At 66.0% G+C, this 26,513-nt stretch carries 22 protein-coding genes; 12 read left to right on the forward strand and 10 right to left on the reverse strand.

What is annotated here, in order from left to right; genetic code table 11:
- Positions 1-56 precede the first annotated feature (56 nt).
- Positions 57-3,575 carry a chromosome segregation protein SMC gene (gene smc / locus L0U81_RS09170; protein WP_233801935.1) on the reverse strand — a complete coding sequence of 1,173 codons (3,519 nt, stop codon included), beginning with the start codon at positions 3,573-3,575 and terminating at the stop codon, positions 57-59.
- A 171-nt stretch (positions 3,576-3,746) separates the two neighbouring features.
- Positions 3,747-4,739, reverse strand: a complete 993-nt coding sequence (locus L0U81_RS09175; RefSeq protein ID WP_233801937.1) for a DMT family transporter — start codon at positions 4,737-4,739, stop codon at positions 3,747-3,749.
- Between the two features lie 395 nt (positions 4,740-5,134).
- Here L0U81_RS09175 and dapC point away from each other — a divergent pair, with 395 nt between their 5' ends.
- The 6 genes from dapC to cls all read left to right on the forward strand — a co-directional run bounded on the left by dapC (position 5,135) and on the right by cls (position 11,425).
- A complete protein-coding gene (gene dapC, locus L0U81_RS09180; RefSeq protein ID WP_233801939.1) occupies positions 5,135-6,367 on the forward strand; it encodes a succinyldiaminopimelate transaminase in 1,233 nt (410 codons plus the stop codon).
- A gap of 62 nt (positions 6,368-6,429) precedes the next feature.
- Positions 6,430-7,257: a 2,3,4,5-tetrahydropyridine-2,6-dicarboxylate N-succinyltransferase gene (dapD, locus tag L0U81_RS09185; RefSeq protein WP_233801941.1), complete on the forward strand. Its 828-nt coding sequence runs from the start codon at positions 6,430-6,432 to the stop codon at positions 7,255-7,257.
- Positions 7,257-7,622 (forward strand): ArsC family reductase, encoded by a 366-nt coding sequence (locus L0U81_RS09190; RefSeq protein WP_233801943.1) that lies wholly within the window; start codon positions 7,257-7,259, stop codon positions 7,620-7,622. The genes dapD and L0U81_RS09190 overlap by 1 nt, the downstream gene beginning before the upstream one ends.
- A 140-nt stretch (positions 7,623-7,762) precedes the next feature.
- Complete coding sequence (gene dapE, locus L0U81_RS09195; protein ID WP_233801945.1) at positions 7,763-8,902, forward strand: succinyl-diaminopimelate desuccinylase; 1,140 nt, start codon at positions 7,763-7,765, stop codon at positions 8,900-8,902.
- A gap of 14 nt (positions 8,903-8,916) precedes the next feature.
- Positions 8,917-9,801, forward strand: a complete 885-nt coding sequence (gene prmB, locus L0U81_RS09200) for a 50S ribosomal protein L3 N(5)-glutamine methyltransferase (RefSeq protein ID WP_233801947.1) — start codon at positions 8,917-8,919, stop codon at positions 9,799-9,801.
- Positions 9,802-9,949: 148 nt separating this feature from the next.
- Positions 9,950-11,425, forward strand: coding sequence for a cardiolipin synthase (gene cls, locus L0U81_RS09205; protein WP_233801949.1), 1,476 nt, complete (start codon positions 9,950-9,952; stop codon positions 11,423-11,425).
- A 13-nt stretch (positions 11,426-11,438) separates the two neighbouring features.
- Here the strand turns inward: cls and L0U81_RS09210 are convergent, their stop codons facing one another.
- Positions 11,439-11,918: a glutathione peroxidase gene (locus L0U81_RS09210; protein ID WP_233801951.1), complete on the reverse strand. Its 480-nt coding sequence runs from the start codon at positions 11,916-11,918 to the stop codon at positions 11,439-11,441.
- A 166-nt stretch (positions 11,919-12,084) separates the two neighbouring features.
- Here L0U81_RS09210 and L0U81_RS09220 point away from each other — a divergent pair, with 166 nt between their 5' ends.
- Both L0U81_RS09220 and L0U81_RS09225 read left to right on the forward strand, forming a co-directional pair.
- Positions 12,085-14,040, forward strand: coding sequence for an ATP-binding cassette domain-containing protein (locus tag L0U81_RS09220; RefSeq protein ID WP_326489821.1), 1,956 nt, complete (start codon positions 12,085-12,087; stop codon positions 14,038-14,040).
- Between the two features lie 148 nt (positions 14,041-14,188).
- Complete coding sequence (locus L0U81_RS09225; protein WP_233801953.1) at positions 14,189-15,250, forward strand: CaiB/BaiF CoA transferase family protein; 1,062 nt, start codon at positions 14,189-14,191, stop codon at positions 15,248-15,250.
- A gap of 70 nt (positions 15,251-15,320) precedes the next feature.
- On the opposite strand, the gene L0U81_RS09230 is transcribed toward L0U81_RS09225, so the two are convergent.
- The 3 genes from L0U81_RS09230 to alr all read right to left on the reverse strand — a co-directional run bounded on the left by L0U81_RS09230 (position 15,321) and on the right by alr (position 18,204).
- Positions 15,321-15,599 (reverse strand): DUF2866 domain-containing protein, encoded by a 279-nt coding sequence (locus L0U81_RS09230; RefSeq protein WP_233801955.1) that lies wholly within the window; start codon positions 15,597-15,599, stop codon positions 15,321-15,323.
- Positions 15,600-15,753: 154 nt separating this feature from the next.
- On the reverse strand, positions 15,754-17,130 hold the full coding sequence (gene radA / locus L0U81_RS09235; RefSeq protein ID WP_233801957.1) for a DNA repair protein RadA: 1,377 nt from the start codon (positions 17,128-17,130) through the stop codon (positions 15,754-15,756).
- Between the two features lie 3 nt (positions 17,131-17,133).
- Positions 17,134-18,204: an alanine racemase gene (alr, locus tag L0U81_RS09240; protein ID WP_233801958.1), complete on the reverse strand. Its 1,071-nt coding sequence runs from the start codon at positions 18,202-18,204 to the stop codon at positions 17,134-17,136.
- Between the two features lie 218 nt (positions 18,205-18,422).
- Between alr and lplT the strand changes: the two genes are divergently transcribed.
- Positions 18,423-19,730: a lysophospholipid transporter LplT gene (gene lplT, locus L0U81_RS09245; RefSeq protein ID WP_233801960.1), complete on the forward strand. Its 1,308-nt coding sequence runs from the start codon at positions 18,423-18,425 to the stop codon at positions 19,728-19,730.
- Between the two features lie 61 nt (positions 19,731-19,791).
- Positions 19,792-20,598: a bifunctional hydroxymethylpyrimidine kinase/phosphomethylpyrimidine kinase gene (gene thiD / locus L0U81_RS09250; RefSeq protein WP_233801962.1), complete on the forward strand. Its 807-nt coding sequence runs from the start codon at positions 19,792-19,794 to the stop codon at positions 20,596-20,598.
- A gap of 40 nt (positions 20,599-20,638) precedes the next feature.
- Here thiD and L0U81_RS09255 read toward each other — a convergent pair whose 3' ends face one another.
- Genes L0U81_RS09255 through tsaB form a run of 4 tightly spaced genes read right to left on the reverse strand, consistent with a single transcriptional unit; the run spans position 20,639 to position 23,967 of the window.
- Complete coding sequence (locus tag L0U81_RS09255) at positions 20,639-21,664, reverse strand: DUF1853 family protein (protein WP_442793398.1); 1,026 nt, start codon at positions 21,662-21,664, stop codon at positions 20,639-20,641.
- Positions 21,665-21,666: 2 nt separating this feature from the next.
- Positions 21,667-22,644, reverse strand: a complete 978-nt coding sequence (locus tag L0U81_RS09260; protein WP_233801966.1) for a uracil-DNA glycosylase — start codon at positions 22,642-22,644, stop codon at positions 21,667-21,669.
- Positions 22,631-23,125 carry a ribosomal protein S18-alanine N-acetyltransferase gene (rimI, locus tag L0U81_RS09265; protein ID WP_233801968.1) on the reverse strand — a complete coding sequence of 165 codons (495 nt, stop codon included), beginning with the start codon at positions 23,123-23,125 and terminating at the stop codon, positions 22,631-22,633. Before rimI ends, L0U81_RS09260 begins: the two co-directional genes overlap by 14 nt.
- Positions 23,122-23,967, reverse strand: a complete 846-nt coding sequence (gene tsaB / locus L0U81_RS09270) for a tRNA (adenosine(37)-N6)-threonylcarbamoyltransferase complex dimerization subunit type 1 TsaB (protein ID WP_233801970.1) — start codon at positions 23,965-23,967, stop codon at positions 23,122-23,124. Before tsaB ends, rimI begins: the two co-directional genes overlap by 4 nt.
- Positions 23,968-24,148: 181 nt before the next feature.
- On the opposite strand from tsaB, the gene L0U81_RS09275 reads away from it, so the two are divergent.
- Together L0U81_RS09275 and L0U81_RS09280 are read left to right on the forward strand one after the other, a co-directional pair.
- Positions 24,149-24,418: an acyl-CoA-binding protein gene (locus L0U81_RS09275; protein WP_233801972.1), complete on the forward strand. Its 270-nt coding sequence runs from the start codon at positions 24,149-24,151 to the stop codon at positions 24,416-24,418.
- 500 nt (positions 24,419-24,918) lie between these two features.
- Positions 24,919-26,508: a DEAD/DEAH box helicase gene (locus tag L0U81_RS09280; RefSeq protein WP_233801974.1), complete on the forward strand. Its 1,590-nt coding sequence runs from the start codon at positions 24,919-24,921 to the stop codon at positions 26,506-26,508.
- Positions 26,509-26,513 lie beyond the last annotated feature (5 nt).

Genomic DNA, 26,513 nt, shown 5'->3' on the forward strand with positions numbered 1-26,513 from the left:
GCGCGGCACTCAATCAGGCCGCTGCGCTGGATGCGAATGCCCGCGAAGGCTTTAACTCAAACGATATTCTGGGCGAAACCCGCCGCCGTTTCCATGTCAACGGCGACGATCCGCGAAACGCCCTGCTCCTGCATCGTCACGCCGATCAGCTGCTGCGCCATTTCCATCGCGATCTTGTTGTGCGAGATGAACAGGAACTGAGTCTTGTCCGACATCGCCCGTACCAGATTCGCGAAACGCTCGGTGTTGGCGTCGTCGAGCGGCGCGTCCACTTCGTCGAGCAGACAGAACGGCGCGGGATTCAGCTGGAACATCGCGAACACGAGCGCGGTCGCGGTCAGCGCTTTTTCGCCGCCCGACAGCAGGTGAATCGTCGAATTCTTCTTGCCCGGCGGCTGCGCCATCACCTGTACGCCGGCGTCGAGGATTTCGTCGCCGGTCATGATCAGCTTCGCCTGGCCGCCACCGAAGAGACGCGGGAACAGCTCGCCGAAATGACGGTTCACTTCGTCGAACGTGCTTTGCAACAGCGTGCGCGTCTCGGCGTCGATCTTGCGGATCGCGTCTTCGAGCGTTTCGATCGCGCTCGTCAGGTCGGCGGACTGCGAATCGAGGAAGCTCTTGCGCTCGGTCGCGGCCTTCAGCTCGTCGAGCGCGGCCATGTTGACCGGCCCCAGCGCAATGATCGCGTTGTTGATGCGCGTGACTTCGCCTTGCAGGTACGACGGCTTCATGTCCGGCGTCAGCTTGGCTTGCAGCTCGGCCTCATCGACGCCGGCTGCCGCCAGCTGCTCGACGAACTGCTCGCCGTTGATGCGCGCGGCTTGCTCCTTCAACTGCAATTCGTTGATGCGATCGCGCAGCGGCTGCAGCGCACGCTCGGCGGTGAGGCGCGTTTCGTCGGCCGCGCGCAGCTTCGAGGTCAGGTCGTCGAGTTCGACGCGCGCGGCGCGCAGCGCTTCTTCCTTCGCGGTGCGAATGTCGAGCGCGTCCTGCAGGCCAGTGTGCGCGGTCTGCTGGTTGATCGTTTCGAGTTCGGCACGCGCGTCTTCGAGCGAGCCCGCGACGCGCTCGCTCTGCTCGTGCGCGACCTGGATGCTGCGCTTCAACTCGTCGATGCGGTTAGCCATGTTGCGCGCGGCGAAGCGCGCATCGGTGGCGGCGCGATCAAGATCGCGCGCTTCGCCGCGGGCGGTCGTCAGCTCTTCGTCGAGCGCTTCGAACGCGAGCTGGTGATCTTCGAAGCGCGCCTGCAGTTCGGCGAGCTCGCCATCGTGGCGCTCGAAGTTCGCTTCCGATTCCGCGCGCAGCGCACGCTGTTCGTCGATCTGCGCGGTGATCTCTTCGAGTTCCTCGCGAATCTGCGTGCTGCGCTGCGTGTAGCGCTCGTGCGCCTGGGTGAGCTTCAGCACGTCCATCTGCAACGCGTGCACGCGCTGCGTCGCGCGTTCGGTCTGCTGGCGCATCTCGGCGAGCGCCTGCGCGGCCTGCGTGTGCGCGGCTTCGGCGCGGATCGCGGCGGCCTTCGCCTCGTCGGCGAGCAATGCCTGCGCGCGCACCTGGCGGCCGAGGTTTTCGATTTCCTGCTGACGCGCGAGCATGCCGGCCTGCTCGGAATCGGCCGCATACAGCTGCACGCCGACGCGTGTGACCACATGCCCCGCCTTCACGACGAATGCGCCGCCCTCGGGCAGTTGCGCACGCATGGAAAGCGCCTGCTGCAGATCGTCGGCGACGAACGCGAGGCCGAGCCAGTCGTTCAGCACCGCGCGGATGCCCGCGTCCTCGATGCGCACGAGCGACAGCAGCGGCCGCAGCGCCCCGGCCGCCGGGGCCGGCTGCCCGGCCGCGGGCGGAGCGTAGAACGCGAGCTTGGCCGGTGGCGCGTCGGTCGCGAACGCCTTGACCCAGTCGAGATTCGACACTTCGAGCGCGGCAAGGCGCTCGCGCAGCACCGCTTCGAGCGCGGTTTCCCAACCGGCCTCGACATGCAGCTTCTTCCACAGACGCGGCAGGCTGCCGAGCTCGTGCTTGTCGAGCCACGGCTGGATCTTGCCTTCGGTCTGCACGTTTTCCTGCAGCTGCTTGAGCGCGGCGAGCCGCGCGTCAAGCTGATGGATCTGCGCGCTTTCGGCCTGCACGCGCTCCTGCGCGGCGCGGCGTTCGCCATCGAGCCGCGGCAGCGTCTCCTGCGCGTCGGCGAGGCGGCCCTGCGCGTCGCGCAGGACTTCCTCGTGCTCGGCGAGTTGCATGCGCAACTCCTCGAGCTGCGCTTCGTCAGGCGCGTCGAGGCCGCCCTCTTCCGATTTCAGCCGCTCATGGCGCTGCTGCAACTGCTGCAACTGCTGATCGGCATTGCGCTGATGCGCGGCTTCGAGCTTCAGCGCCTGCTCGGTCTGCGCGATGCCGCCGCGCTCGGCGTTCAGCTCCGCCTGGGCGTCGCGCCAGCGCGCTTCGAGTGAGGGCAGCGCGTCGTGTTTGGCGGCGGCGTCCTCTTCGGCGAGCACGGCTTTTTCTTCGGCGACGGCCAGTTGCTCTTCAGCGTCGGCGATGTCGTCCTGCGCCTTCTCAGCCTGCGACTGCCACTGCTCGCGCTGAGCCGTCAGCGCCGCGATCTGCGCCTGCACGCGGTTGCGCGATTCGACGATGAAGCGGATCTCGGCCTCCAGCCGGCTCACTTCCGCGTTCGCTTCGTACAGCGCGCCTTGCGCGCCCTGCATCGCGTCGCTCGCCGAATAGTGCGCGACGCGCAGCGTTTCGAGTTCCGCCTCGACCTCGCGCAGTTTCGCGGTTTGCGCTTCGAGGTCGATCTGCGCCTGCTCGATCGCGCGTTGCTGGCGCTGCTGCTCGCCGGCCGCCTCGTTCTTGCGCAACAGCCACAACAGACGCTGCTTTTCCTCGCCGTCGCCTTGCAGCTCGCGATAGCGCGTCGCGACGACCGCCTGGCCCTCCAGCTTCTCGAGATTCGTGCCGAGCTCGCGGACGATGTCTTCGACACGCGTCAGGTTCTCGCGCGTGTCGTGCAGACGGTTCTCGGTCTCGCGGCGCCGTTCCTTGTACTTCGACACGCCGGCGGCTTCTTCGAGGAACACGCGCAGCTCTTCCGGTTTCGCCTCGATCAGCCGCGAGATCATGCCCTGCCCGATGATCGCGTAGGCGCGCGGCCCGAGACCGGTGCCGAGGAAGATGTCCTGGATGTCGCGGCGCCGCGCCGGCAGATTGTTGATGTAGTAGCTCGACGTGCCGTCGCGCGTCAGTACGCGCTTCACGGCAATCTCCGCATACTGGCCCCACTGGCCGGCGGCGCGGCCGTCCGCGTTGTCGAACACGAGTTCGACGCTCGCGCGGCTGCCGGGCTTGCGGGCGGTCGAGCCGTTGAAGATCACGTCCTGCATCGACTCGCCGCGCAATTCAGATGCGCGCGATTCGCCGAGCACCCAGCGCACCGCGTCGATGATGTTGGATTTGCCGCACCCGTTCGGTCCGACCACGCCAACTAGCTGGCCGGGGACCTGAAAATGCGTGGGATCGACGAAGGATTTGAAGCCAGCGAGCTTGATCGAGGTGAGACGCACGGCGATTTCGCTGTTCGAAAGAGAGAGTGGTAGGTGGCTCGCGAGGTTGCACCGGTCGTTCACCGCCGTGGCGGGACGGCCCACGCAACCTCGCGAGCCTTCGCAATTTGGTGCCGGCTGCATGCGCTCATGCGCACCTCGGGTACGCACGCCCCGGCTAATGAGGGGGAATCATACCATCGCGCGTGGACGATTCTTACCGCCCTTTCGGTGCTCGCCGCCGCCGTGCTCGCTGGGCGGATCCGTGTCCGCGATGGACGGATCGGGCGGCACCGTCTTCGTGCGATGCACCCAGCTCGACAGCGCCGAGGCGAGCACGATGCATGCGCCGCCCGCCCATTCGCGCGGGCCCGGTATCTCACCGGCGAACAGCCACGCCGACAGCGCCGTCACGACGAGCTCGAACAACATGATGATCGACGCGCGATTGGCCGGAACGCGCGAGAGACCGTACTGCACGAGCATGTTGTTCGATGCGAGCAGCAGACCGAGACCAAGCACGAGCAGCGCCGCGGTGCCCAGATGCGCGCCGACGGGCGGCGCTGGCATCGGCTCGAACAGCGACGCGAGCGCGCCGAACAGTGCCGCGCCGCCGAAGATCGTCGCGGTGCGCATTTCGGGCTTCATGTCCGGCAGCACGCGGCTCGTCTTCAGGATCAGCACGTTGCTCATGGCGAAGCCCATGCCGCCGGCGAGACCGGCCCATTCGGCGGGATTGCCGGGCACCGGGATGCCAAGCTGCGGCGACCACAGCATCGTCATCGCGCCCGCCAGCGACAGCGCGGCCAGCGCCGCGCCCGACCACGTGAGCCGCTCGTGAAGGATGAAATGCGCGAACAGGGCGGTCCACGCGGGCGTCAGATAGAACAGCAGCAGCACGCGCATCACCTGACCGTGAATCGCGCCCCACACGAAGCCGAGATTCGTGATGCCCGCGGCGAGCGCGAGCGCCGGCAGCAACCAGTGCCACCGCACGGTCTTCAGCGCGCGACGCCGCACGAGCAGCACGAACAGGCAACCGGTGCCGCTCGTGAGCGCGCTCGCGGCCGTGCCGGTCACGCCGAGCGCGGCAAGCATGCGCAGCGGATACCAGACCATCCCCCAGACCGAGGCGCCCAGCATGATCGCGAGCGTCGGCCAGCCGTTGCGGAGCCAGTTCGTCATGGGGCTGGGCTCCGGGGGGCGTCAGGGGTGGTTGGCGCGAGGCCCTGGCCGTGGTTCGCACTGGCGAGGGCGTTTGCCTTCTGAACTGCTGCGTACATTGCTGCTCCTGCCTGTTCTTTTACTCGACCCACGTGGGGTTCGCGCCGCTCGCGCCGCGACGCCCTGGTACGCCGCCTGGCGGGTTATTTCCGCGCCGCGCGTCAAGCGCATGCTTTGTCCCTTAGGCCGCCGCGCCCCGGACGCGCCACGCTATAATCGTCCGTTCGCCGCCGCTGGTGGCCGGCTCGTCGCGCGCAGGGATGCCGTTTCATGTTTGAGGCACTGCCGCCCGCCGGCGCGCATGCCCGGTTGTCCCGTCTTTCGTTCGCGTCCATCCCGATCAGGCCATTTCGTCCGTGAATCCGCTACTCGACTCCCTTCAGCCCTATCCGTTCGAAAAGCTGCGCGTGCTTTTCAAGGACGTCACGCCACCGGCCGGCCTCGCGCATATCAGCTTCGGCATCGGCGAGCCGAAACATCCGACCCCGCCGCTGATCCGCGACGCCGTCATCGATTCGCTCGGCGGCCTCGCCGCGTATCCGGCCACGCTCGGCTCGGCGCCGCTGCGCGAATCGATCGCGAAATGGGTCACGCAACGCTACAACCTGCCGCCGCTCGATCCGCTCACCGAGGTGCTGCCGGTGTCGGGCTCGCGCGAGGCGCTGTTCGCGCTCGCCCAGACGGTGCTCGATCCGCGCCGCGACGCCCACGGCAAGGCTAACAGCGAGCCTGCGATCGTACTCTGTCCGAACCCGTTCTACCAAATCTACGAAGGCGCGGCGCTGCTCGGCGGCGCGCAGCCGTACTTCGTCAACAGTGATCCGGCGCGCAACTTCGCGTGCGACTACTCCGCGGTGCCCGCCGACGTCTGGGCGCGCACGCAACTGCTGTACGTCTGCTCGCCGGGCAACCCGACCGGCGCCGTGCTCACGCTCGACGACTGGCGCGAGCTGTTCGCGCTGTCGGACCGCTACGGCTTCGTGATCGCGTCGGACGAGTGCTACTCGGAAATCTATTTCGACGAGTCGAAGCCGCCGCTCGGCGGCCTCGAAGCGGCACACAAGCTCGGACGCGGCTTCGAGCGCCTCGTCATGCTGTCGAGCCTGTCGAAGCGCTCGAACGTGCCGGGCATGCGCTCGGGCTTCGTCGCCGGCGACGCCGCGATTCTCAAGGCGTTCCTGCTGTACCGCACGTACCACGGCACGGCGCTCTCGACCGTGTACCAGAGCGCGAGCGTCGTCGCGTGGAGCGACGAGACGCACGTGCGCGAGAACCGTGCGAAGTACCTGCAGAAGTTCACGACCGTCACGCCGATGCTCGCCGATGTGCTCGATGTGCGCCTGCCCGACGCCGCGTTCTACCTGTGGGCCAACGTCGAGCGCACCGGCCTCACGGACACCGAGTTCGCCCAGCGCCTCTACGCCGACTATAATGTGACGGTTCTGCCGGGCTCGTTCCTCGCGCGCACCGCGCACGGCGTGAACCCCGGCCGCAATTTCGTGCGCCTCGCGCTCGTCGCCGACGTCGACGAATGCACAGCGGGCGCGCAGCGGATCGTCGAATTCTGCCGCTCGCTCAGTGCCGACTGAGTAAAGCCCGAGCCGCGCCGCATCCCCTTCTTCAGACTTCAACCCTTCAGAAAATCACGCATATGTCGCAACAACTTCAGAGCATCATCGATACCGCCTGGGACAACCGCGCCGAGCTGTCGCCGAAAGCCGCGCCGGCCGAAGTGCGCGAAGCCGTCGCCTACGCGATCGAGCAACTCGATAAAGGCCTGCTCCGCGTCGCTGAAAAGAAGGACGGCGACTGGGTCGTCAACCAGTGGCTGAAGAAGGCCGTGCTGCTGTCGTTCCGCCTGGAAGACAATGCGCCGATGCCGGCCGGCGGCTACAGCCAGTTCTACGACAAGGTGCCGTCGAAGTTCGCCAACTACACCGCTGAAGACTTCGCCGCGGGCGGCTTCCGCGTGGTGCCGCCCGCGATCGCGCGCCGCGGCTCATTCATCGCCAGGAACGTCGTGCTGATGCCGTCGTACACCAACATCGGCGCGTACGTCGACGAAGGCACGATGGTCGACACGTGGGCCACCGTCGGCTCGTGCGCGCAGATCGGCAAGAATGTGCACCTGTCGGGCGGCGTCGGCATCGGCGGCGTGCTGGAGCCGCTGCAGGCGAACCCGGTCATCATCGAAGACAACTGCTTCATCGGCGCGCGCTCGGAAGTCGTCGAAGGCGTGATCGTCGAGGAAAACTCGGTGATCTCGATGGGCGTGTACCTCGGCCAGAGCACCAAGATTTACGACCGCGAAACCGGCGAAGTCACGTACGGCCGCATTCCGGCGGGCTCGGTCGTGGTGGCGGGCAACCTGCCGTCGAAGGACGGCAGCCACAGCCTGTACTGCGCGGTGATCGTCAAGAAGGTCGACGCGAAGACGCGTGCGAAGGTCGGCCTGAACGAGTTGCTGCGAGGCGACTGATGGCGCGCGGCACCAAAACCGTCGTCTACGGCATTCCGAACTGCGACACCGTGAAGAAGGCGCGTGTGTGGCTCGAAGAGCATGGCGTCGAGTTCGAGTTTCACGACTTCAAGAAGGCCGGCGTGAGCGAGCCGCTCGTGCAGGACTGGCTCAAGGACGTCAAGCTCGACGCGCTCCTGAACCGCCGCGGCACGACGTGGCGCGCTCTGTCCGACGACATGAAGGCGGCCGCGGAAACGCAGCCGGGCGCGATCGCGCTGATGATCCACAAGCCGTCGGTGATCAAGCGGCCGGTGCTCGTCGTGAACGGGCGCGTGAAGTCGCTCGGTTTTTCCGCGGACGAGTACGCGGCGCTATTTGCCTGAGCCCTGGCTTACGCGTCAGGCTCAAGCAGAAGGTAGTCAAACGCGCGGCCTCGCGCCGCGTCGTTCAAAGGCTGTTGCCGGCTGCGGTGCCTCACCGTGAGCCGGCATTTTTTCATTTCAATGTGGCTTGTACTGAATCCATGTCCGGCACCCTCGCCCTTACCGAACAACTGATCGCGCGCGCGTCCGTCACGCCCGACGATCAGCACTGCCAGCGTCTGCTGATCGAGCGCCTCGCGGCGCTCGGCTTCGAGCACGAGACGATCGAATCCAACGGCGTGACCAACCTGTGGGCCGTGAAGCGCGGCGTCGACGGCACGCGGGGCAAGCTGCTCGCGTTCGCCGGTCACACCGACGTGGTGCCGACCGGCCCGCTCGAACAGTGGCACTCGGCGCCGTTCGAGCCGACCCAGCGCGACGGCAAGCTGTACGGCCGCGGCGCGGCGGACATGAAGGCGTCGATCGCCGGCTTCGTCGTCGCGAGCGAGGAGTTCGTCGCCGCGCACCCCGAGCACCGCGGCTCGATCGCGTTCCTGATCACGAGCGACGAGGAAGGCCCCGCCACCGACGGCACCGTCAAGGTCGTCGAAGCGCTGCAGCAGCGCGGCGAGCGCATGGACTACTGCATCGTCGGCGAACCGACCTCGAGCGAGCGGTTCGGCGACATGGTCAAGAACGGCCGGCGCGGCTCGCTGACGGGCAAGCTGATCGTCAAGGGCGTGCAAGGCCATATCGCCTACCCGCATCTGGCCAGGAATCCGGTGCATCTGCTCGCGCCCGCACTCGCGGAACTCGTCGCCGAACGCTGGGACGACGGCAACGAATACTTCCCGCCGACTACCTGGCAGGTGTCGAACATCCACAGCGGCACCGGCGCGACCAACGTGATCCCGGGCCACGCGGACGTGATGTTCAACTTCCGTTTCTCGACGGCGAGCACGGTGGAAGGTCTGCAGGCACGCGTGCATGCGATCCTCGACCGGCATGGCCTCGACTACGACCTGAAGTGGATCGTCGGCGGCCTGCCGTTCCTGACGCCGCGCGGCGAGCTGTCGAGCGCGCTCGCGCAGGCGATCAAGGACGAGACCGGCGTCGACACCGAGCTGTCGACCACCGGCGGCACCTCGGACGGCCGCTTCATCGCGCGCATCTGCCAGCAGGTGATCGAGTTCGGCCCGTTGAACGCGAGCATCCACAAGATCGACGAACATATCGAAGTCGCCCACATCGAGCCGCTGAAGAACGTGTATCGCCGCGTGCTCGAACAACTGATCGCGTAACCAGGGACTCTGCGATGACGCTTCCTTTTTCCACTGTCCGCGACCTGCTGCGTTATGCAGTGTCGCGCTTTAGCGAGGCCAAACTGTCGTTCGGCCACGGCTCGGCCAATGCCTACGACGAGGCCGCCTACCTGATCCTGCACACGCTGCATCTGCCGCTCGACCTGCTCGATCCGTTTCTCGACGCACGCCTGACCACGGCCGAAATCGAGGCGGTGCTGAAGGTGATCGAGCGGCGCGCCGCCGACCGCGTGCCGGCCGCGTACATTACGCAGGAAGCGTGGATGCACGGCTTTCGCTTCCACGTCGACGAGCGCGTGATCGTGCCGCGCTCGTTCATCGGCGAGCTGCTGCAGGACGGCCTGCAGCCGTACGTCGAGGATCCCGAGCAAGTCGGCGCGGTGCTCGAGCTGTGCACCGGCTCCGGCTGCCTCGCGATTCTCGCCGCGCACGCGTTCCCGAACGCCGACGTCGACGCGGTCGATCTGTCCGCGCCCGCGCTTGAAGTCGCGACACGCAACGTGGTGGACTACCACCTCGATGACCGCATCGCGCTGTTCGAAGGCGATCTGTACGCGCCGCTCGCCGAGCGCCGCTATGACGTGATCATCAGCAATCCGCCGTACGTGAACGCCACGTCGATGCAGGAATTGCCAGCCGAATACAAGCACGAGCCGGAAATGGCGCTCGCGGGCGGTGCGGACGGCATGGACATCGTGCGCCGGATCATCGCCGATGCGCGCAACTGGCTGACCGAAGACGGCGTGCTCGTCGTCGAGATCGGCAACGAGCGCGAGCACGTCGAGGCGGCGTTCGGCGGCCTCGACCTCGTATGGCTGTCGACCAGCGCCGGTGATGACAATGTGTTCCTGATCCAGGCCAACGACTTGCCGGTCTGAGTCCGGCACGCTGCTTGTCTGATCAGGCGGCGTGCACGGCGCCGGCTTGCGGCCGCTTGCGTTGGATCTCGCAAGCGACGCGCACGCCGAGCGCTGTGCCCGCCTCCCTCTCCTGAACGGCGGTGCTTCGCCAACTGTTCGCAAGCTTATGGCATTCGACCTGCTTCACGTCGGCCCGCTGGTTCTACTTGCCCATATTCTCGGCATCGTCGCGGCCGCTCACGCGATTCTTCATACCCGCACCTCGCAAGGCGCGATTGCGTGGGCCGTGTCGCTGGTCGCGATGCCCTATCTGACGCTCGTGCCGTACCTGTTCCTTGGCCGCAGCAAGTTCGCCGGCTACGCGGATGCGCGCCGCGTCGAAAATGAGTTGCTGCGCAAGCGCGCGCATCCGCAGCTGTGGGACACCCAGGCGTCGTCGGCCGGGCTGCCGACGCAGCAGCTCGGCTCCCGGCTCGTGCAGTCGCTGACACGCCTCGGCGGCATGCCGTTCCTGCCCGGCAATACCGTGCGCACGCTGGTCAACGGCACGGCGACTTTCGAGGCGATCTTCGAGGCGATCGAAAACGCGCGCCGCTATGTGATCGTGCAGTTCTTCATCGTGCGCGACGACGCGCTCGGCGCCATGCTGAAGGACGCGCTGATCGCGAAAGCGCAACAGGGCGTGCGGGTCTACTTCCTGTACGACAGTATCGGCAGCTTCGATCTGCCGCACCGCTACGTCGCGGCGCTCCGCGCGGCCGGCATCGAGATGCATCCGTTCGCGACGAACCGCCGCTTCGTCAACCGTCTGCAGCTGAACTTCCGCAATCATCGCAAGATCGTGTCGGTGGACGGCGAGCGCGCGTTTATCGGCGGTCATAACGTCGGTGTCGAATATCTGGGCGCGAAGCCGCCGCTGTCGCCGTGGCGCGATACGCACATCGAAGTGCGTGGCCCGGCGGTTGCGAGCATCCAGTTCGTCTTTATCGAAGACTGGTACTGGGCCACCCAGCAGTTACCCGAGTTCGACGTACCGGCCGCCGCTTCAGCCGCCCCATCCGTCGACCACGGCGCCAACGAACGCGCCGCGAACAATATGCACTGCCTCGTGCTGCCGAGCGGCCCGGCCGACAAGCAGGAGACCTGCTCGCTGTTTTTCGTCGAAGCGATCAACGCGGCGCGCGAACGCATCTGGATCACGACGCCCTACCTCGTGCCCGACGAAGCCGTGTTCGCCGCGCTGCGGCTGGCGGCGCTGCGCGGCGTCGACGTGCGCATCCTGATTCCGAGCCGGCGCGATCACCTGGTGGTGTTCGCGGCGTCGAAACTGTATGCGTACGACTCGCTGCGCGCGGGCATTCGCATCTTCCGCTATCAGCCAGGCTTCCTGCATCAGAAGGTCGTGCTGATCGACAGCAGCGCGGCCGCGATCGGTAGCGCCAATCTCGACAATCGCTCGTTCCGTCTGAACTTCGAGATCATGGTGCTGACCGTCGACCGCGGCTTCGCGCTCGAAGTCGAAACGATGCTGCTCGACGACTTCGCCGAGTCGCGCGAAATCGACCGTGACGAGTACCGCAAGTCGAACGCGCTGCGACGCATGCTGATGCACGTCGCGCGGCTCTTTTCGCCGATTCTTTAAGCGCGCGGCTCGCCTACAGCAGCGCTTCGATATCCGCGGTGATCGCCTCGGGCTTGGTCAGCGGCGCGTAGCGTTTGACGACGTTGCCGTCGCGGCCGATCAGAAACTTGGTGAAATTCCACTTGATCGCCTCGAGACCGAGCAGCCCCGGCGCCTCGATGGTCAGATAGCGGAACAGCGGGTGTGCGCTCGGGCCGTTCACGTCGATCTTGTCGAACATCGGAAACGTCACGCCATAGTTCTTCTCGCAGAAGCTGCCGATCTGCGCGGCGTCGCCCGGCTCCTGCTTGCCGAACTGGTTGCACGGAAAACCGAGCACCGCGAGCCCGCGCGCCGCGTAGGCGTCGTACAGCTTCTGCAAGCCCGCGTATTGCGGCGTGAACCCGCATTCGCTCGCGGTATTGACGATCAGCAAAACCTTGCCTTGGTACTTCGCGAGACTCGCTTCCTCGCCGCCGAGCGCGCGTGCCGAAAACGAATAGATCGATGTCATATGCTCTCCCCTGAAAGCCGTCAGTCTATGCCAAAAGCGCTGCCGACACAGTCAGCCGAATGGCCGATGGCGGCTGCGCGCGCAGTGACAGCCGGGCAATCGGCGCCTCGCGCCCGGCAACGCGCCGGGCAGTCTAAAATAGCGGTTTTCTTCAGCCGGCCACGTCGTGATCCGCTTCAATCAGTTCAGCCTCGCGCGCGGCACCAAGCCGCTTTTCGACAACACCACGTTCACCCTGAACCCCGGTGAAAAGGCCGGCCTCGTCGGGGCGAACGGCGCGGGCAAGTCGACCTTGTTCGCCGTGCTGCTCGGCGAGCTGCATTCGGACGGCGGCGATTTCTCGATCCCGCCCACCTGGCGCATCGCGCACGTCGCGCAGGAAACGCCCGCCGTCGACAAGACCGCGCTCGCCTACACGCTCGACGGCGACGCCGCGCTGCGCGACATCGAAGCGCGCATCGCAGCGGCCTCCGCGGCGCACGACGGCGCAGCCGAAGCCGAAGCGCACGCGGCGTTCGCGGACGCCGACGGCTACACTGCGCCGGCGCGCGCCGAAGCGTTGCTGCTCGGCCTCGGCTTCACGCTGGAACAGACGCGCGAGCCGGTCAGCAGCTTCTCGGGTGGCTGGCGCATGCGGCTGAATCTCGCGCAGGCGCTGATGTGCCGCTCCGACCTGCTGCTGCTCGATGAACCGACCAACCACCTCGACCTCGACGCGATCGTCTGGCTCGAAGACTGGCTCAATCGCTATGCGGGCACGCTGATCGTGATCTCGCACGACCGCGAGTTTCTCGATTCCGTCTGCAACGTCACGCTGCATCTCGAGAACCAGCAGATCAGGCGCTACGGCGGCAACTACTCGCAATTCGAAGTGCTGCGCGCGCAGCAGATTGCGTTGCAGCAGAGCGCGTACGAAAAGCAGCAGCGCACGGTCGCGCATCTGCAGAGCTACATCAACCGCTTCAAGGCGCAGGCTACCAAGGCCCGGCAAGCGCAAAGCCGCGTGAAGGCGCTCGAGAAGATGGAGCTGATCGCGCCCGCGCACGTCGCGTCGCCGTTCACGTTCGAGTTCCGCACGCCCGATTCCGCGCCGAATCCGATGATGGTGATGGAAGACGTGCGCTGCGGCTACCACGCCGAAGATGGCGCCGAGATTCCGATCGTCGAGCGCGTGATCCTGTCGATCCAGAACGGTCAGCGCATCGGCCTGCTCGGCGCGAACGGCCAGGGCAAATCCACGCTGATCAAGACGCTCGCGGGCACGCTCGAACCGTTGAGCGGCCACGTACGCGAAGGCAAGGGGCTGCGCATCGGCTACTTCGCGCAGCATCAGCTCGAAACCCTGCGCCCGGACGACACGCCGTTGCAGCACCTCGCGCGTCTCGCGCCCGATACGCGCGAGCAGGAGCTGCGCGACTTTCTCGGCAGCTTCAACTTTTCCGGCGACATGGCGACCTCGAAGATCGCACCGTTCTCCGGCGGCGAGAAAGCACGCCTCGCGCTCGCACTGATCATCTGGCAAAAGCCCAACCTGCTGCTGCTCGACGAGCCGACCAATCACCTCGACCTCGAAACCCGTCACGCGCTGACGATGGCGCTCGCGCAATTCGAAGGCACGCTGATCCTGGTATCGCACGACCGCCATCTGCTGCGCGCGACGACCGATCAGTTCATGCTCGTCGCCAAACATCGTCTGCAGGAATTCGACGGCGATCTCGACGACTATCGCGACTGGCTGCTTCAGCATGCGGCCGAACAGCGCGCGGCGCTGAAGGCGAATGCTTCCGGCATGGCGGACGCCGCGTCCAACGGAGCGGCAAGCGGCGAGCTCAACGTCAATCGCAAGGAGCAGCGCCGCCTCGAAGCGGAAACGCGGCAGAAGCTCGCGCATCTGAAGAAGCCGCTGCAAGGCCGCATCGCGAAGATCGAAAAGGAAATGGACGCGCTCAACGCGGAGAAGACGACTCTGGACGCATTCGTCGCCGATCCCGCGAGCTACGAGCCAGAACAGAAAAGCAGGCTGACGGAGGCGATCCGCCGTCAGGCAGACGTGAACGCGCGCCTCGATACGCTCGAAGCCGAATGGCTCGAGACGCACGAGGAACTCGAACAGATCGGCTAGCGGCACGCAACAGTCGGGCCGCGCCGGCATCCACGGGAGCTTGGCTTTGTCATTCGCGAACTCATCGTCCGGGTCATCGGCCCCAGCATCCGCATCCGCATCCGCATCCGCAACTGCAACGGCAACGGCAACGGAAGCGCCGCCGCCGTTGCAAGGACTGCGGGTGCTCGACCTTACGCGCCTGCTGCCGGGTCCGGTGGCAGCGCTGCGCCTCGCCGAGCTCGGCGCCGATGTGCTGAAGATCGAAGCGCCCGGCGTGGGCGACCCGACGCGCACGATGATGCAGTCGTCGAGCGATCGCGTCGCGGGGCGGCCCGGCGCGTTCTACCGGATGGTCAATCGCGGCAAGCGCGAGACGCGCCTCGACCTCAAATCCGATGCGGGACGCCACGTGCTGCGCGCGCTGGCGGCGGAAGCCGACGTGCTGATCGAGAGCTTCCGGCCCGGCGTGATGGAGCGGCTCGGCCTCGATTACGCGACACTCAGCGCAGCCAATCCGCGCCTCGTCTATTGCGCGATCAGCGGATATGGCGCGAGCGGTCCGTTCGCGGATCATGCGGGCCACGATCTGAACTACATCGGCTATGCGGGCGTGCTCGATCAACTGGCGAGCCGCGACGGCGCGCCGATCCTGCCGAACTTCCAGATCGCCGATCTGCTCGGCGGCGCATTGAGCGCGGTCACGCAGATTCTCGCTGCGCTCTGGCACGTCGCGCGTGGCGGCGCAGGCCGCTTCGTCGATGTGTCGATGACGCACACGAGCTATGCGCACAATTTCGTCGCACAAGTCTCGCTGATCAACGAAGGGAAAGCGCCCGCCGCGGGCAACGGTCTGCTGAACGGCGGCGTGCCCTGCTACAACCTGTATCGCACGAGCGATCAGCGCTGGCTCGCGGTCGGCGCGCTCGAACTAAAGTTCTGGGAAACGTTGTGCATGGCGCTCGATCGGCCCGAATGGGCGACGCGTCACTGGAGCCTCGGTCAGGCGATCAGTGGTCCCGATGCGTTGTCGCTCATTCAGGAACTCGCCGATGTGATTGCGACGCGCACGCTCGGCGAATGGATGGCGTTGCTGGAGTCGCTCGACTGCTGCGTGTCGCCGGTGCTGACGCCGGCTGAAGCGGCTCAACATCCGCTGTTCAATCCGCACGCGTATGCGGCGATGGCCGCGAGCGCCGCCGAAGCGGAGGACGACAGCGAAGGGGCCTAACGCGCGCGACGAAGCCGTGGAGCGGGAGCGTCGGGCATCAAGACCCTGGGCATTGAAAAACGCGCCTGCGTCAACGCCGCGTCACCGTCTGCCTCGGCAGCGTTTGACGTGGCGATTTCTCGTCGTCGTACAGCAGGTGTTTGCGGCCTTCCACATGACGGCTGATCGTGGCGCGCACTTCGGCGGCCGTCACGTCTTCGGCCACCACCCGCCGCGAGATCTGCCCCGCAGTGTCGATCCACTCGACGATCCGGCAAGCGCCGCCCCACGGCTGATGAATCGGTGCGGAGACCCGGCACCCGCGCACGTGGATGTGATGCTCGGCGGCGGTTTCATTTGACTGTTTCAAAGCGCGATCCTTTTTCGGGCATCAGAAGGGATGCATATCGTTACAGCTTAGGAAAATGGCATGGCGACCGGGTTACAGCCAATATGGAGATATTTACCGGGCATTACGGAACAGCCTGCGTACAAAGTACTGGCGAGCCGTCCCGGAGGCCCGTCTATTCGAGCGTGCGGACGCGATCGATGGCCTGTTCGATGCGCTCGACCGCAACGACCTGTAAGCCTTCGATGGGCTGTTTCGGTACATTGGCCTTCGGAATCACCGCGACCGAGAAGCCCAGCTTGGCCGCCTCCTTAAGCCGCTCCTGGCCACGCGGCGACGGCCGGATCTCGCCGGCAAGACCCACTTCGCCGAACACGACCAATCCCTTCGGCAGCGGCTTGTTGCGCATCGACGAATGAATCGCGAGCAGCACGGAGAGGTCGGCGGCGGGCTCGGAGATCTTCACGCCGCCCACCGCGTTCAGGAACACGTCCTGATCGAAACAGGCGATGCCCGCATGCCGATGCAGCACCGCGAGCAGCATCGCGAGCCGGTTCTGTTCGAGGCCGACTGCGAGGCGTCGCGGATTCGGCGCATTGGCCGCATCGACGAGCGCCTGCACTTCGACGAGCAGTGGCCGCGTGCCCTCCTGCGTGACGAGCACGCATGAGCCCGGCACCGACTGCTCGTGCTGCGACAGGAACAACGCAGACGGATTCGCGACGCCGCGCAGGCCGCGCTCGGTCATCGCGAACACGCCCAGTTCGTTGACCGCGCCGAAGCGGTTCTTGATCGCGCGCACGAGGCGAAACGACGAGTGCGTATCGCCCTCGAAATACAGCACCGTATCGACGATATGTTCGAGTACGCGCGGGCCCGCGAGCGCGCCCTCTTTCGTCACGTGGCCGACCATGATGATCGTCGTGCCCGACTGCTTGGCGATGCGCGTGAGTTGCGCCGCGCACTCGCGCACCTGCGCGACCGAGCCCGGTGCGGATGTCAAAGCATCCGAATAGACAGTCTGGATCGAATCGATCACGGCGACCTCGGGCCGTTGCTCGGCGATCGTCGCCTGAATTTTTTCGAGCTGGATTTCCGCCAGCAATTGCAGCTCGCTCGCCTTCGAGCCGGGTTCGAGCAGCGCCAGCCGTTGCGCACGCAACGCGATCTGCGCGCCCGATTCTTCGCCGCTGATATAGAGCGCGCGTTTGTCCGCGGCGATTTCCGCGAGCGACTGCAGCAGCAGCGTCGATTTACCGATGCCCGGATCGCCGCCGATCAGCACCACGCCACCCGGCACGAGACCACCGCCGAGCACGCGATCGAATTCGCTGACGCCGGTGGAAAAGCGCGGCACGTCCGATGCTTCGATGTCGGCGAGGCGCCGCACCGGCGTGCTCTTCGCGAGCGACTGGAAACGGTGCGTGGACGGCGCCTCGGCGACCGATTCGACCAGTGTGTTCCACGCCTGACAGGACGGGCATTGCCCGGACCACTTCGGCGACTGCCCGCCGCATTCGCCGCAGATGTACAACGTCTTCGGTTTCGCCACGCGTTACTCCGCGCGAACCGGCACACGCGGCGCGACCGCGCACATCAGCTCGTAGCCGATCGTGCCGCAGATCTGCGCGACGTCGTCGATGGGCAGCGCGGTGCCCCACAATTCGACGCGCGAGCCGACGTTGGCGGTCGGCACCGGCGTCAGGTCGACGGTCAGCATGTCCATCGACACGCGGCCCACGATCCGCGTGCGCACGCCATCGACGATCACCGGCGTACCTTCCGGCGCGACGCGCGGATAGCCGTCCGCGTAACCGCATGCCACCACGCCGATGCGCATCGGCCCGCGCGCGGTGAACGTCGAACCGTAGCCCACCGAGCTGCCTTCGCTGAGCGTTTGCACGGCGATCAGTTCCGACGCGAGTGTCATCGCGGGCTGCAGGCCCGTGTCTTCGATCGCGGCCGTCACGCCGGACGGCGACGCGCCATACAGCATAATGCCCGGGCGCACCCAGTCGAAATGCGCCTCCGGATGCCACAGCGTCGCGGCCGAATTCGAGAGACTGCGCGCACCGGCGATGCCCTGCGCGCCGCGTTCGAACGCTTCCAACTGATGCGCGACGCCGCGTTCGCCATCGGCATCGGAAAAATGCGTCATCAACGTAATCTGGCCGACGCCCTGGCAGGCGCGCGCACGCTCCCACGCAGCGCGGAATTTTTCGACCGTGTAGCCGAGCCGGTTCATGCCGGTGTTCATCTTCAACTGGATGTTGACCGGTTTCGACAGACGCGCCATTTCGAGCATGCGCAGTTGCTCATCCGAATGCAGCGCCGTGGTCAAACTGTAGCGGTCGATCACGTCGATATCGGTCGGGCGAAAAAAACCCTCCAGCAGAAGAATCGGGCCCGCCCAGCCCAATTCACGCAACTTCACCGCTTCTTCGAGGTCCAGCAATCCAAAGCCGTCGGTCGCGCGCAAACCCGGGAACGCGCGCGCGAGGCCATGCCCATATGCATTGGCCTTGACAACGGCCCAGATCTTCGATTTCGGCGCATAGCGCCGCGCGACAGCAAGGTTATTGGCGAGAGCGGCGGTATGAATCGTGGCGGAAAGGGGGCGCGGCATGAGATTTTTTCGTAAAGACACTTGCGAATCAGCGGCTTACAGGGCGTTTTCAGCGCTCGGCGGCCCGCTGGGCGGTGCGATCAAGGATTCTGCTAGTCTGAATCCACCTATTTTCATGATATAAAGCCGTGCGCACAACCCATTTCGATCGGCATAAGCCCGGACGCCTTGCAAACGGCCGGGGCGGACAGACCGCAGCGAGGACAGCATCGCATCAGATGAAAAAAGGTTTTTACACCATCATGGCCGCGCAGTTTTTTTCGTCGCTGGCCGACAATGCGCTTCTGATCGCTGCTATCGCACTGCTGAAAGATCTTCACGCTCCGAACTGGATGACGCCGCTGCTCAAGCTGTTTTTTGTGCTGTCGTACGTCGTTCTTGCCGCCTTCGTCGGAGCATTCGCCGACTCCCGTCCGAAAGGACGCGTGATGTTCATCACCAACACGATCAAGGTGGTCGGTTGCGTGACGATGTTGAGCGGTGCGCATCCACTGATTGCGTACGGCATCGTCGGCTTCGGCGCGGCGGCGTACTCGCCCGCCAAATACGGCATTCTCACCGAACTGTTACCACCTGACCGGCTCGTCGCCGCGAACGGCTGGATCGAAGGCACCACCGTCGGCTCGATCATTCTCGGCACGGTGCTCGGCGGCGCGTTGATCAGCCCGCATATCGCCGCGCCGATTCTCAGATGGCATGTCCCCACCGTGAACACGCCCGCGGAAGCCGCGATGCTCGTGATCATGGGCATTTACGTGATCGCCGCGCTGTTCAATCTGCGCATTCCCGATACCGGCGCGCGCTATCCGAGACAGGAGCACGGGCCGATCCGCCTGATCACCGATTTCGCCGACTGCTTCCTCGTGCTGTGGCGCGACAAGCTCGGGCAGATTTCGCTCGCCGTGACGACGCTGTTCTGGGGCGCGGGCGCAACGTTGCAATTCATCGTGCTCAAGTGGGCCGAGGTGTCGCTGAACATGTCGCTGTCCGAGGCGGCGATCCTGCAGGCGGTGGTCGCGGTCGGCGTCGCGGGCGGCGCGATTTTCGCGGCCTCGCGCGTGCCGTTGAAGAAGTCTCTGTCGGTATTGCCGGTCGGCATCATGATGGGCATCTCCGTGATGCTGATGGCGTTCTACACGCGCGATCTGTTTCCCCCACACTGGGGCGTCCATTTCGGCCGCATGTACGTGCCGGGCTATCTGATCTTCGCGTATATCTTCCTGATGTTCGTGGGCGGCCTGTCGGGCTTTTTCGTCGTGCCGATGAATGCGCTGCTGCAGCATCGCGGGCATGTGCTGCTGTCGGCGGGCCATTCGATCGCCGTGCAGAACTTCAACGAGAATCTGTCCGTGCTCGTGATGCTGTGCCTGTATGCGGTGCTCGTGTGGCTCGACGTGCCGGTCACCGTGGTGATCGTGCTATTCGGTACCTTCGTGTGCGTGATGATGTGGCTCGTGATGCGGCGCCATCAGGCGAACCAGCGCGCGTTCGACTCGGTCGCGCTGATCGGCGAAGCCAAGCACTGATGAGCCGCACCGGGCCGGCCGCGAGGCACCCGGGCGCGCCCTCCTTCTTCCTCGCTTGACCATGACTCAACCGATTCCCAATGTGCTGACGATCGCCGGTTCCGATTCCGGCGGCGGCGCCGGCATCCAGGCTGACCTGAAGGCCTTCTCCGCGCTCGGCGCCTATGGCGCGAGTGTGATTACCGCACTGACTGCGCAGAACACCCGCGGCGTCACCGCGATTCATGCACCGGACCCGAGCTTCATCACCGCTCAACTCGACGCGGTGTTCGACGACATCCGCATCGACGCGGTGAAGATCGGCATGCTCGCGAATGCGCCGATCGCGCGCGCGGTCGCTGACGCGCTGCGCCGTCATCAGCCCAGGCACATCGTGCTCGACACGGTGATGATCTCGAAGAGCAATCACGCGCTATTGCTGCCCGATGCGGTCGCGGTGGTGCGCGACGAACTGCTGCCGCTCGCCGACCTGCTGACGCCGAATCTGCCGGAAGCGGCGGCGTTGCTCGGCACGCAGCCCGCCAGCGATGAAGCCGGTATGGTCGAGCAAGGCGAAGCGCTGCTTGCGCTCGGCGCGCGCGCGGTGCTGATGAAAGGCGGTCATCTGAGCGCGACCGATAGCCCCGACTGGCTCGTGCAGGAGAGCGGCACGCTGCGTCTCGGCGGTCCGCGGGTCCCGGTGAAGAACACGCACGGAACGGGCTGCACACTGTCGTCGGCGATTGCGGCGCTGATTCCACAACGGGACGATCTGGCTGGCGCCGTGGCCGATGCGAAGGTTTATCTGACCGGCGCGTTGCAGGCGAGCGAGCGGCTCGATGTCGGCCACGGCGTGGGGCCCGTGCATCACTTTCATCGGTGGTGGTGAGCGGCGCCTCTGTTCGGATCGTCGCCGCTTCCACTCGACGTTATTGCTTCGCGTAACGCTGCGCGTGCCCGGGCCAGTCGTCTGGCACGATAAAGCCGCGCGAGCGTTCAAGCAGACGGCCCGAGTCGTCGTCGATGAATGCGGCGACCATCGTCGGGCCGTGTTGAAGTGATGTCTGCGCGGCGAGCGTGTTTGCGTCTATGTAGCACGCACCGTCCGCGCCCGCTTGCGTCTGATATCGCGGCGCGAGCCATTCGAGCCGCGGCAACGCCCGCCACCGGTTCGCATGCGCGGCCGCGAAAGCCGGCCAGTCGCGACGCGTGATCCACCAGCCGCGACCATGCGCGGGATCGAGTTCGGCGGGATCGATGGGCGTGTCGCCATGCCGGTAAAACAGCCAGCCTTTGACGAACATCTGCGGCGTCCAGGCGCCCGCATAGCCCGTCGACGCAAATTCCTCGTGTGCGCTCAATGGCAACTGATGATGAAGCAGATGCGCGAGCTTCAGATCGAAGCGGTCCTTCAGATTGGGGCCGACGTAATCGGCGAGACGCGCCGCCTGTACTCCACTCGTATCGCCCGCATGCAGATAGCACTTGACCGCGAGTTCCCAATGCAGTCGCGCACCCTCGCGCGTGCGCACGAGAAAATCACATTCACCGAGCGTGAGGCCGGCGTGTCGCAATGGCACGCCGGCTGCGATCAATTGCATCGCCGGTCCATGCTGCAGGAAAAAACCAAGCAGGCGTTCGGCGTATCGGCCTAGACGGGTGATGCGCTTTGCCGCGAGATCGCGATGCAGCGGCTCCGGGGCGGCGTCGAGCGCACGCAGCCAGTCGATCGCGGCCTGCAAGTGCTGCGGTGTGTCGAAGGGATCGGCGAGCGCGCCTGTCGGAGGCTGGGGGCGCAGCAGATCGGGACTCAGCAACAGCCACGCGAGATCGCGGACGGCGGGATCGCGCAGCGCATCAACCGACACATCGCCGCGCATACCTAGCAACGCATCGAAAAACGCCGCGCGGCTGACAGACGCTGCGGGCATGCGCGCCGCCGGTCCCTCGGACATCGTCACTTTGATTCGTTCAACGGCACCCCGCCGTTCGCGAGCCACGTCTCGCGCGCGAGGCATAGGTCCGCCCACGCCTTGGCCTTGTCGGGCAGGCTGCGCAGCAGATAGGCCGGGTGATAGGTGACGATCACCGGCACGCCCTCGTACGTATGCACGCGGCCGCGCAGCGACGCAATGCTCGCCTCGGTCTTCAGCAGGCTCTGCGCGGCGAAACGGCCGAGCGCGACGATCAGCTTCGGCTTCACCAGCGACACCTGACGCTGCAGATACGGCTCGCAACGCGCGACTTCGTCCGGCTGCGGATTGCGGTTGCCGGGCGGGCGGCACTTGATCACGTTCGCGATATACACGTTGGTGCCGCGCGCAAGCGCAAGCGAACGCAGCATGTTGTCGAGAAGCTTGCCGGACTGGCCGACGAACGGCTCGCCCTGACGGTCCTCGTCCTCTCCGGGAGCTTCGCCGATCAGCATCCAGTCGGCCTCGCGATCACCGACGCCGAACACTGTGTTCGTGCGCTTCTCGCACAGCCGGCACGCTTCGCATCCGGCGACGCGCTCGGCGAGCGCGTCCCAGTCGAGCGTGTGGATGGCGGGCAGCGCAGGCGCGTCGCGGCGCGCTTCGACGGGTTCGGGAGCCGGCGCGCCTCTATCGTCGAACCATGCGAAGTCGTCGTCAGGCGGGGCGTCGAAAGTCGGCGGCGCTGAAAAGTCGGGTTGCGGTTGCGGCTGTGATGCTTCGGGCCGCGCCACGGGTTTGTCGTAACGCGGCGCAGATTCGCGCGGCGCCTGCGGTGGCGGTATGTCGGCAGGTGCACGCATCAGTTCGTGCGAGGGTTGCGGCGTTGGCTCCGCGTGACGTTCGTCGTTGGCGTCATCCCGCATGGATTGCAACGGCTCGCCCGCTTGCGTCGCCGTTGCGCGACGCACCCACAACGGCGCGAGTCCGAATTCTTCGAGCACCGATTCATGCAGCGCCATCTGCGCCCTCCGTGGCAAACGACAGACGCATCACGATCGCGTCCTCCCGGCCGCGATGCCGCGCCGGATAATAATTTTTGCGCCGGCCGATCGACGCGAAGCCGAAGCGCTCGTACAACCGGATCGCCCGGTGATTCGACGGCCGCACTTCGAGCAGCAGCCCCTCGAGCTTTTCCGCGTGCGTGATGCGCACCGCCTCGCGCAGCAGTGCAAGGCCGGCGCCGCCGCCTTGCGCTTGCGGCGTGACGCACAGATTGAGCAGATGCATTTCATCGACGACCGGCATCAGCACGCAGTAGCCGATCAGCGTCCCCGTCACGTGCCGCAGGCAGACGCCGAAATAGCCGTTGCGCAGCGAGTCGCCGAAATTGCCGCGGCTCCACGGAAACTCATACGCGAGCTTCTCGATCGCGGCGACTTCGTCCAGGTCGCTTTCGGTCATCGGCGACATATAGCGTTCCGTGAGCAGCACACCGCTCATGGACGCGCCTCGTCGTGGGAATGTTGACCCGACGCGCCGTCGGGCGCGCGCTGAGCGGACTGCTCCGCGGCTTGCGCTGCCTGGGCCGCTTTGGCCGATCTCGCCGCCTTGTCGGCCATGCGCTCGGCGGTCGTCTGCGCGACCTTGTCGCGCACGTACTCAGGCGCAGCCTGGTCGGCGGCCACCGTGCGGCCCGCATGAAACGCGCGCAGCGCCGCATACGCAAGCGGCAGCGCATGCGGCAGCGCTTCACCATCTACGCTCCGCGCGGCCGCAACCGCCGGCAAGCGCTCGCCGAACGCGGCGGCAGCGTTGCCGGCGAGGGTGAACGGCACGTCGGGCAGCACGAGCCGCCCAGGAGCATCGAGCGACGCCGCGTGCACGGTACGCCATTCGCGTTGCGCGTCATCCCACGCGTAGTCGGCCCAGTAGATTTCGTCCATGCGTGCGTCGAGCGCGGCGAGCACGCGCGTCGTCGACGGATCGCGCAGGCGGGCGCTCTCCGCGCACACGAGCAGCGTGCCGATCGGCACGACCGGCAGGTTCAGGCCGAACGCGAGGCCTTGGGCAACGCCAGTCGCCGTGCGCAGACCGGTGAAGGAACCCGGTCCGGCGCCGAACGCGATCGCGTCGCAGTCCGCCAGCGCGAGGCCAGCTTCGTCGAACAGTTCGCGGATCGCCGGCAGCAGGCGTGTACTGGACACCGCGCCGGTCTGTTCGTGACGGACCCAGGCGCGGGCTTCCGCGGTGGGCTGACCGGCGGCATCGACGGACGCGGACACGAGCGCCGCCGAACAGAATTCGGTCGATGTATCGAGGGCAAGGAGCACTGTTTGAGTCATGGACCGTATTGTAATCGGCGCGCTGCGCGTGAATGGTGGTTTGCGGGTGGATTGCGCCGATGCGCCGCCCGGCTTCGCGGCCATCACCACCGTTTGGAATAAGCCCTCGGTCCCACGACGTCAGGCAATTGTTATGATTTTCGGCCGATCTCATCTATCCCGCCACGCGGGCCAAACGACCATGACCGACATCAACTCCCAGTTCGCGCAAGCCCAGGAAGACGTCAAGCAATTGCCCGAGCGCCCGGGCAACCTGACGCTGCTGCGTCTGTATGCGCTCTTCAAGCAGGCGAGCGAAGGCGACGTGCACGGCGACAAGCCGGGCTTCACCGACATCGTCGGCAAATACAAGTACGACGCGTGGGCCGCGCTGAAGGGCACGGCGCAGGACGCTGCGAAGCAGCAATACGTCGAGCTCGTCGAATCGCTGAAGAGTGGCGCCTCGGCCTGAGGTTCCGGCGCGCGAATCATCTGCGGAAATGGCCGTCCGGCAAGACTGTGACGGTCTCCCTGCGGCTGCGGAGTCGAAGTTCCGGGCCGCCGCCTTGACCTCCCTACTTCATTCCGGTACTTTTTTCATCGGAATTGTCCGAATAGTGGCGCAGTGCAACAAACCCCGCTATAATGCCGCCTGCGCTTCACTGCTTTGCCCGTTTTTCCGGCGGTCCTCGCGGCGCGGCGTCCCATAGCGTTTGCTCCAATCCAGTTTAGAACCTGTCCCCTTCTGCCTAGCCCCCTACGGGCTCAAGTCCCAGGCTGGCGACTCGCCATGTTGGCACGTCGCATCCGATACAGCTTCTAACGAAAAACTCGCCTTCATTGTCGCGAGTTGCCCCCGTTTTTCGATTTGCTCGCTGCTTTTTTGCTCGCTGAATCCAACGACTTGGGTATGCCGATTGGCGTTGACGTTTTCATCCGATGAACCACCCAGGATCGTATTCAAGGATTCAAATGACTTTGAGCAACACCCCCAGCAGCCCGTTGAACGCCATCGCCGACGAAGCACTCGGTCTTCCGCCCGCCGCTCCCGAAGCCGCCGCGCAGGCTGATGGCAAGCCGACCTTCGCGTCGCTCGGCCTGTCCGCGGATGTCGTCTCCGCGCTGACCGCCGCCGGCTACGAGCACCCGACGCCGGTGCAGCAACGTGCGGTGCCGGCCGGTATCGCCGGCCGCGACCTGCTGGTTTCGAGCCCGACCGGCTCGGGCAAGACCGCAGCGTTCATGCTGCCCGCCATCGAGCGTTTCTCCCAGCTGCAAAAGGCACAGGCGAGCCAGCCGCGCGAACCGCGCCCGGCCGACGGTGGCCGCGGCCGCCGTCCGCAGCCGGTCGCGCGTCCGACCATGCTGGTGCTGACCCCGACCCGTGAACTCGCGATGCAGGTCACGACCGCCGCCGCGACGTACGGCAAGCACCTGAAGCGCCTGCGCACCGTCAGCATTCTCGGCGGCGTCGCTTATGGCCAGCAGCTGATGCTGCTCGCGAAGAATCCGGAAATCCTCGTCGCGACGCCGGGCCGTCTGATCGACCACCTCGAGCGCGGCCGCATCGATCTGTCGCAACTGCAGATCCTCGTGCTCGACGAAGCCGACCGCATGCTCGACATGGGCTTCATCGACGACATCGACACGATCGTCGCCGAAACGCCGGCTACGCGTCAGACCATGCTGTTCTCGGCCACGCTCGACGGCAAGATCGGCTCGCTGACCGGCCGTCTGCTGAAGGACCCGGAGCGCATCGAGATCGTCCAGCGCATGGAGCAGCGCACCAACATCGCGCAAACCGTCCACTACGTCGACGACCGCGATCACAAGGACCGTCTGCTCGACCATCTGCTGCGTGACGAAGGCCTCGACCAGGCCATCGTCTTCACGGCAACGAAGATGGACGCCGACCAGCTGGCCGGCCGTCTGGCCGACGCCGGTTTCGAATCGGCCGCGCTGCACGGCGACCTGCCGCAAGGCGCGCGTAACCGCACGATCCGCGCGCTGCGCGAGCGTCGCGTACGCGTGCTGGTCGCGACCGACGTCGCCGCTCGCGGCATCGACATCCCCGGCATCACGCACGTGTTCAACTACGACCTGCCGAAGTTCGCCGAAGACTACGTGCACCGTATCGGCCGTACAGGCCGCGCGGGCCGCTCGGGTGTCGCGGTGAGCCTCGTGCATCACGCCGAACAGGGCGCGCTCAAGCGCATCGAGCGCTTCGTGCGCACGCCGCTGCCGGTCAACGTCGTCGAAGGTTTCGAGCCGCGCAAGGCGCCGCCTTCGGGCAATGGCCGTCCTGGCTTCGGCGGCCGCGGCCGTCCGGGCGGTAACGGTGGTCGCCGCTTCGGCAGCGGCTCGGGCAAGCCGGGCGGCTTCGGCGGCTCGCGTAATGGCAACAGCAACGGTAACGGCAATGGCAACGGCGGCGGCTGGGGCAACAAGTCGGCCGGCGGTTCGCGTGACGGCTATGGTTCGCGCGAAGGCTTCGGCGGCTCGCGTGACGGCTACAGCGCGCGCCGCAACGACGGTCCGCGCACGGCGCGTCGCGGCAGCTGATCGCG

The sequence above is a fragment of the Paraburkholderia sp. HP33-1 genome (genome assembly GCF_021390595.1).
Lineage (GTDB): Bacteria > Pseudomonadota > Gammaproteobacteria > Burkholderiales > Burkholderiaceae > Paraburkholderia.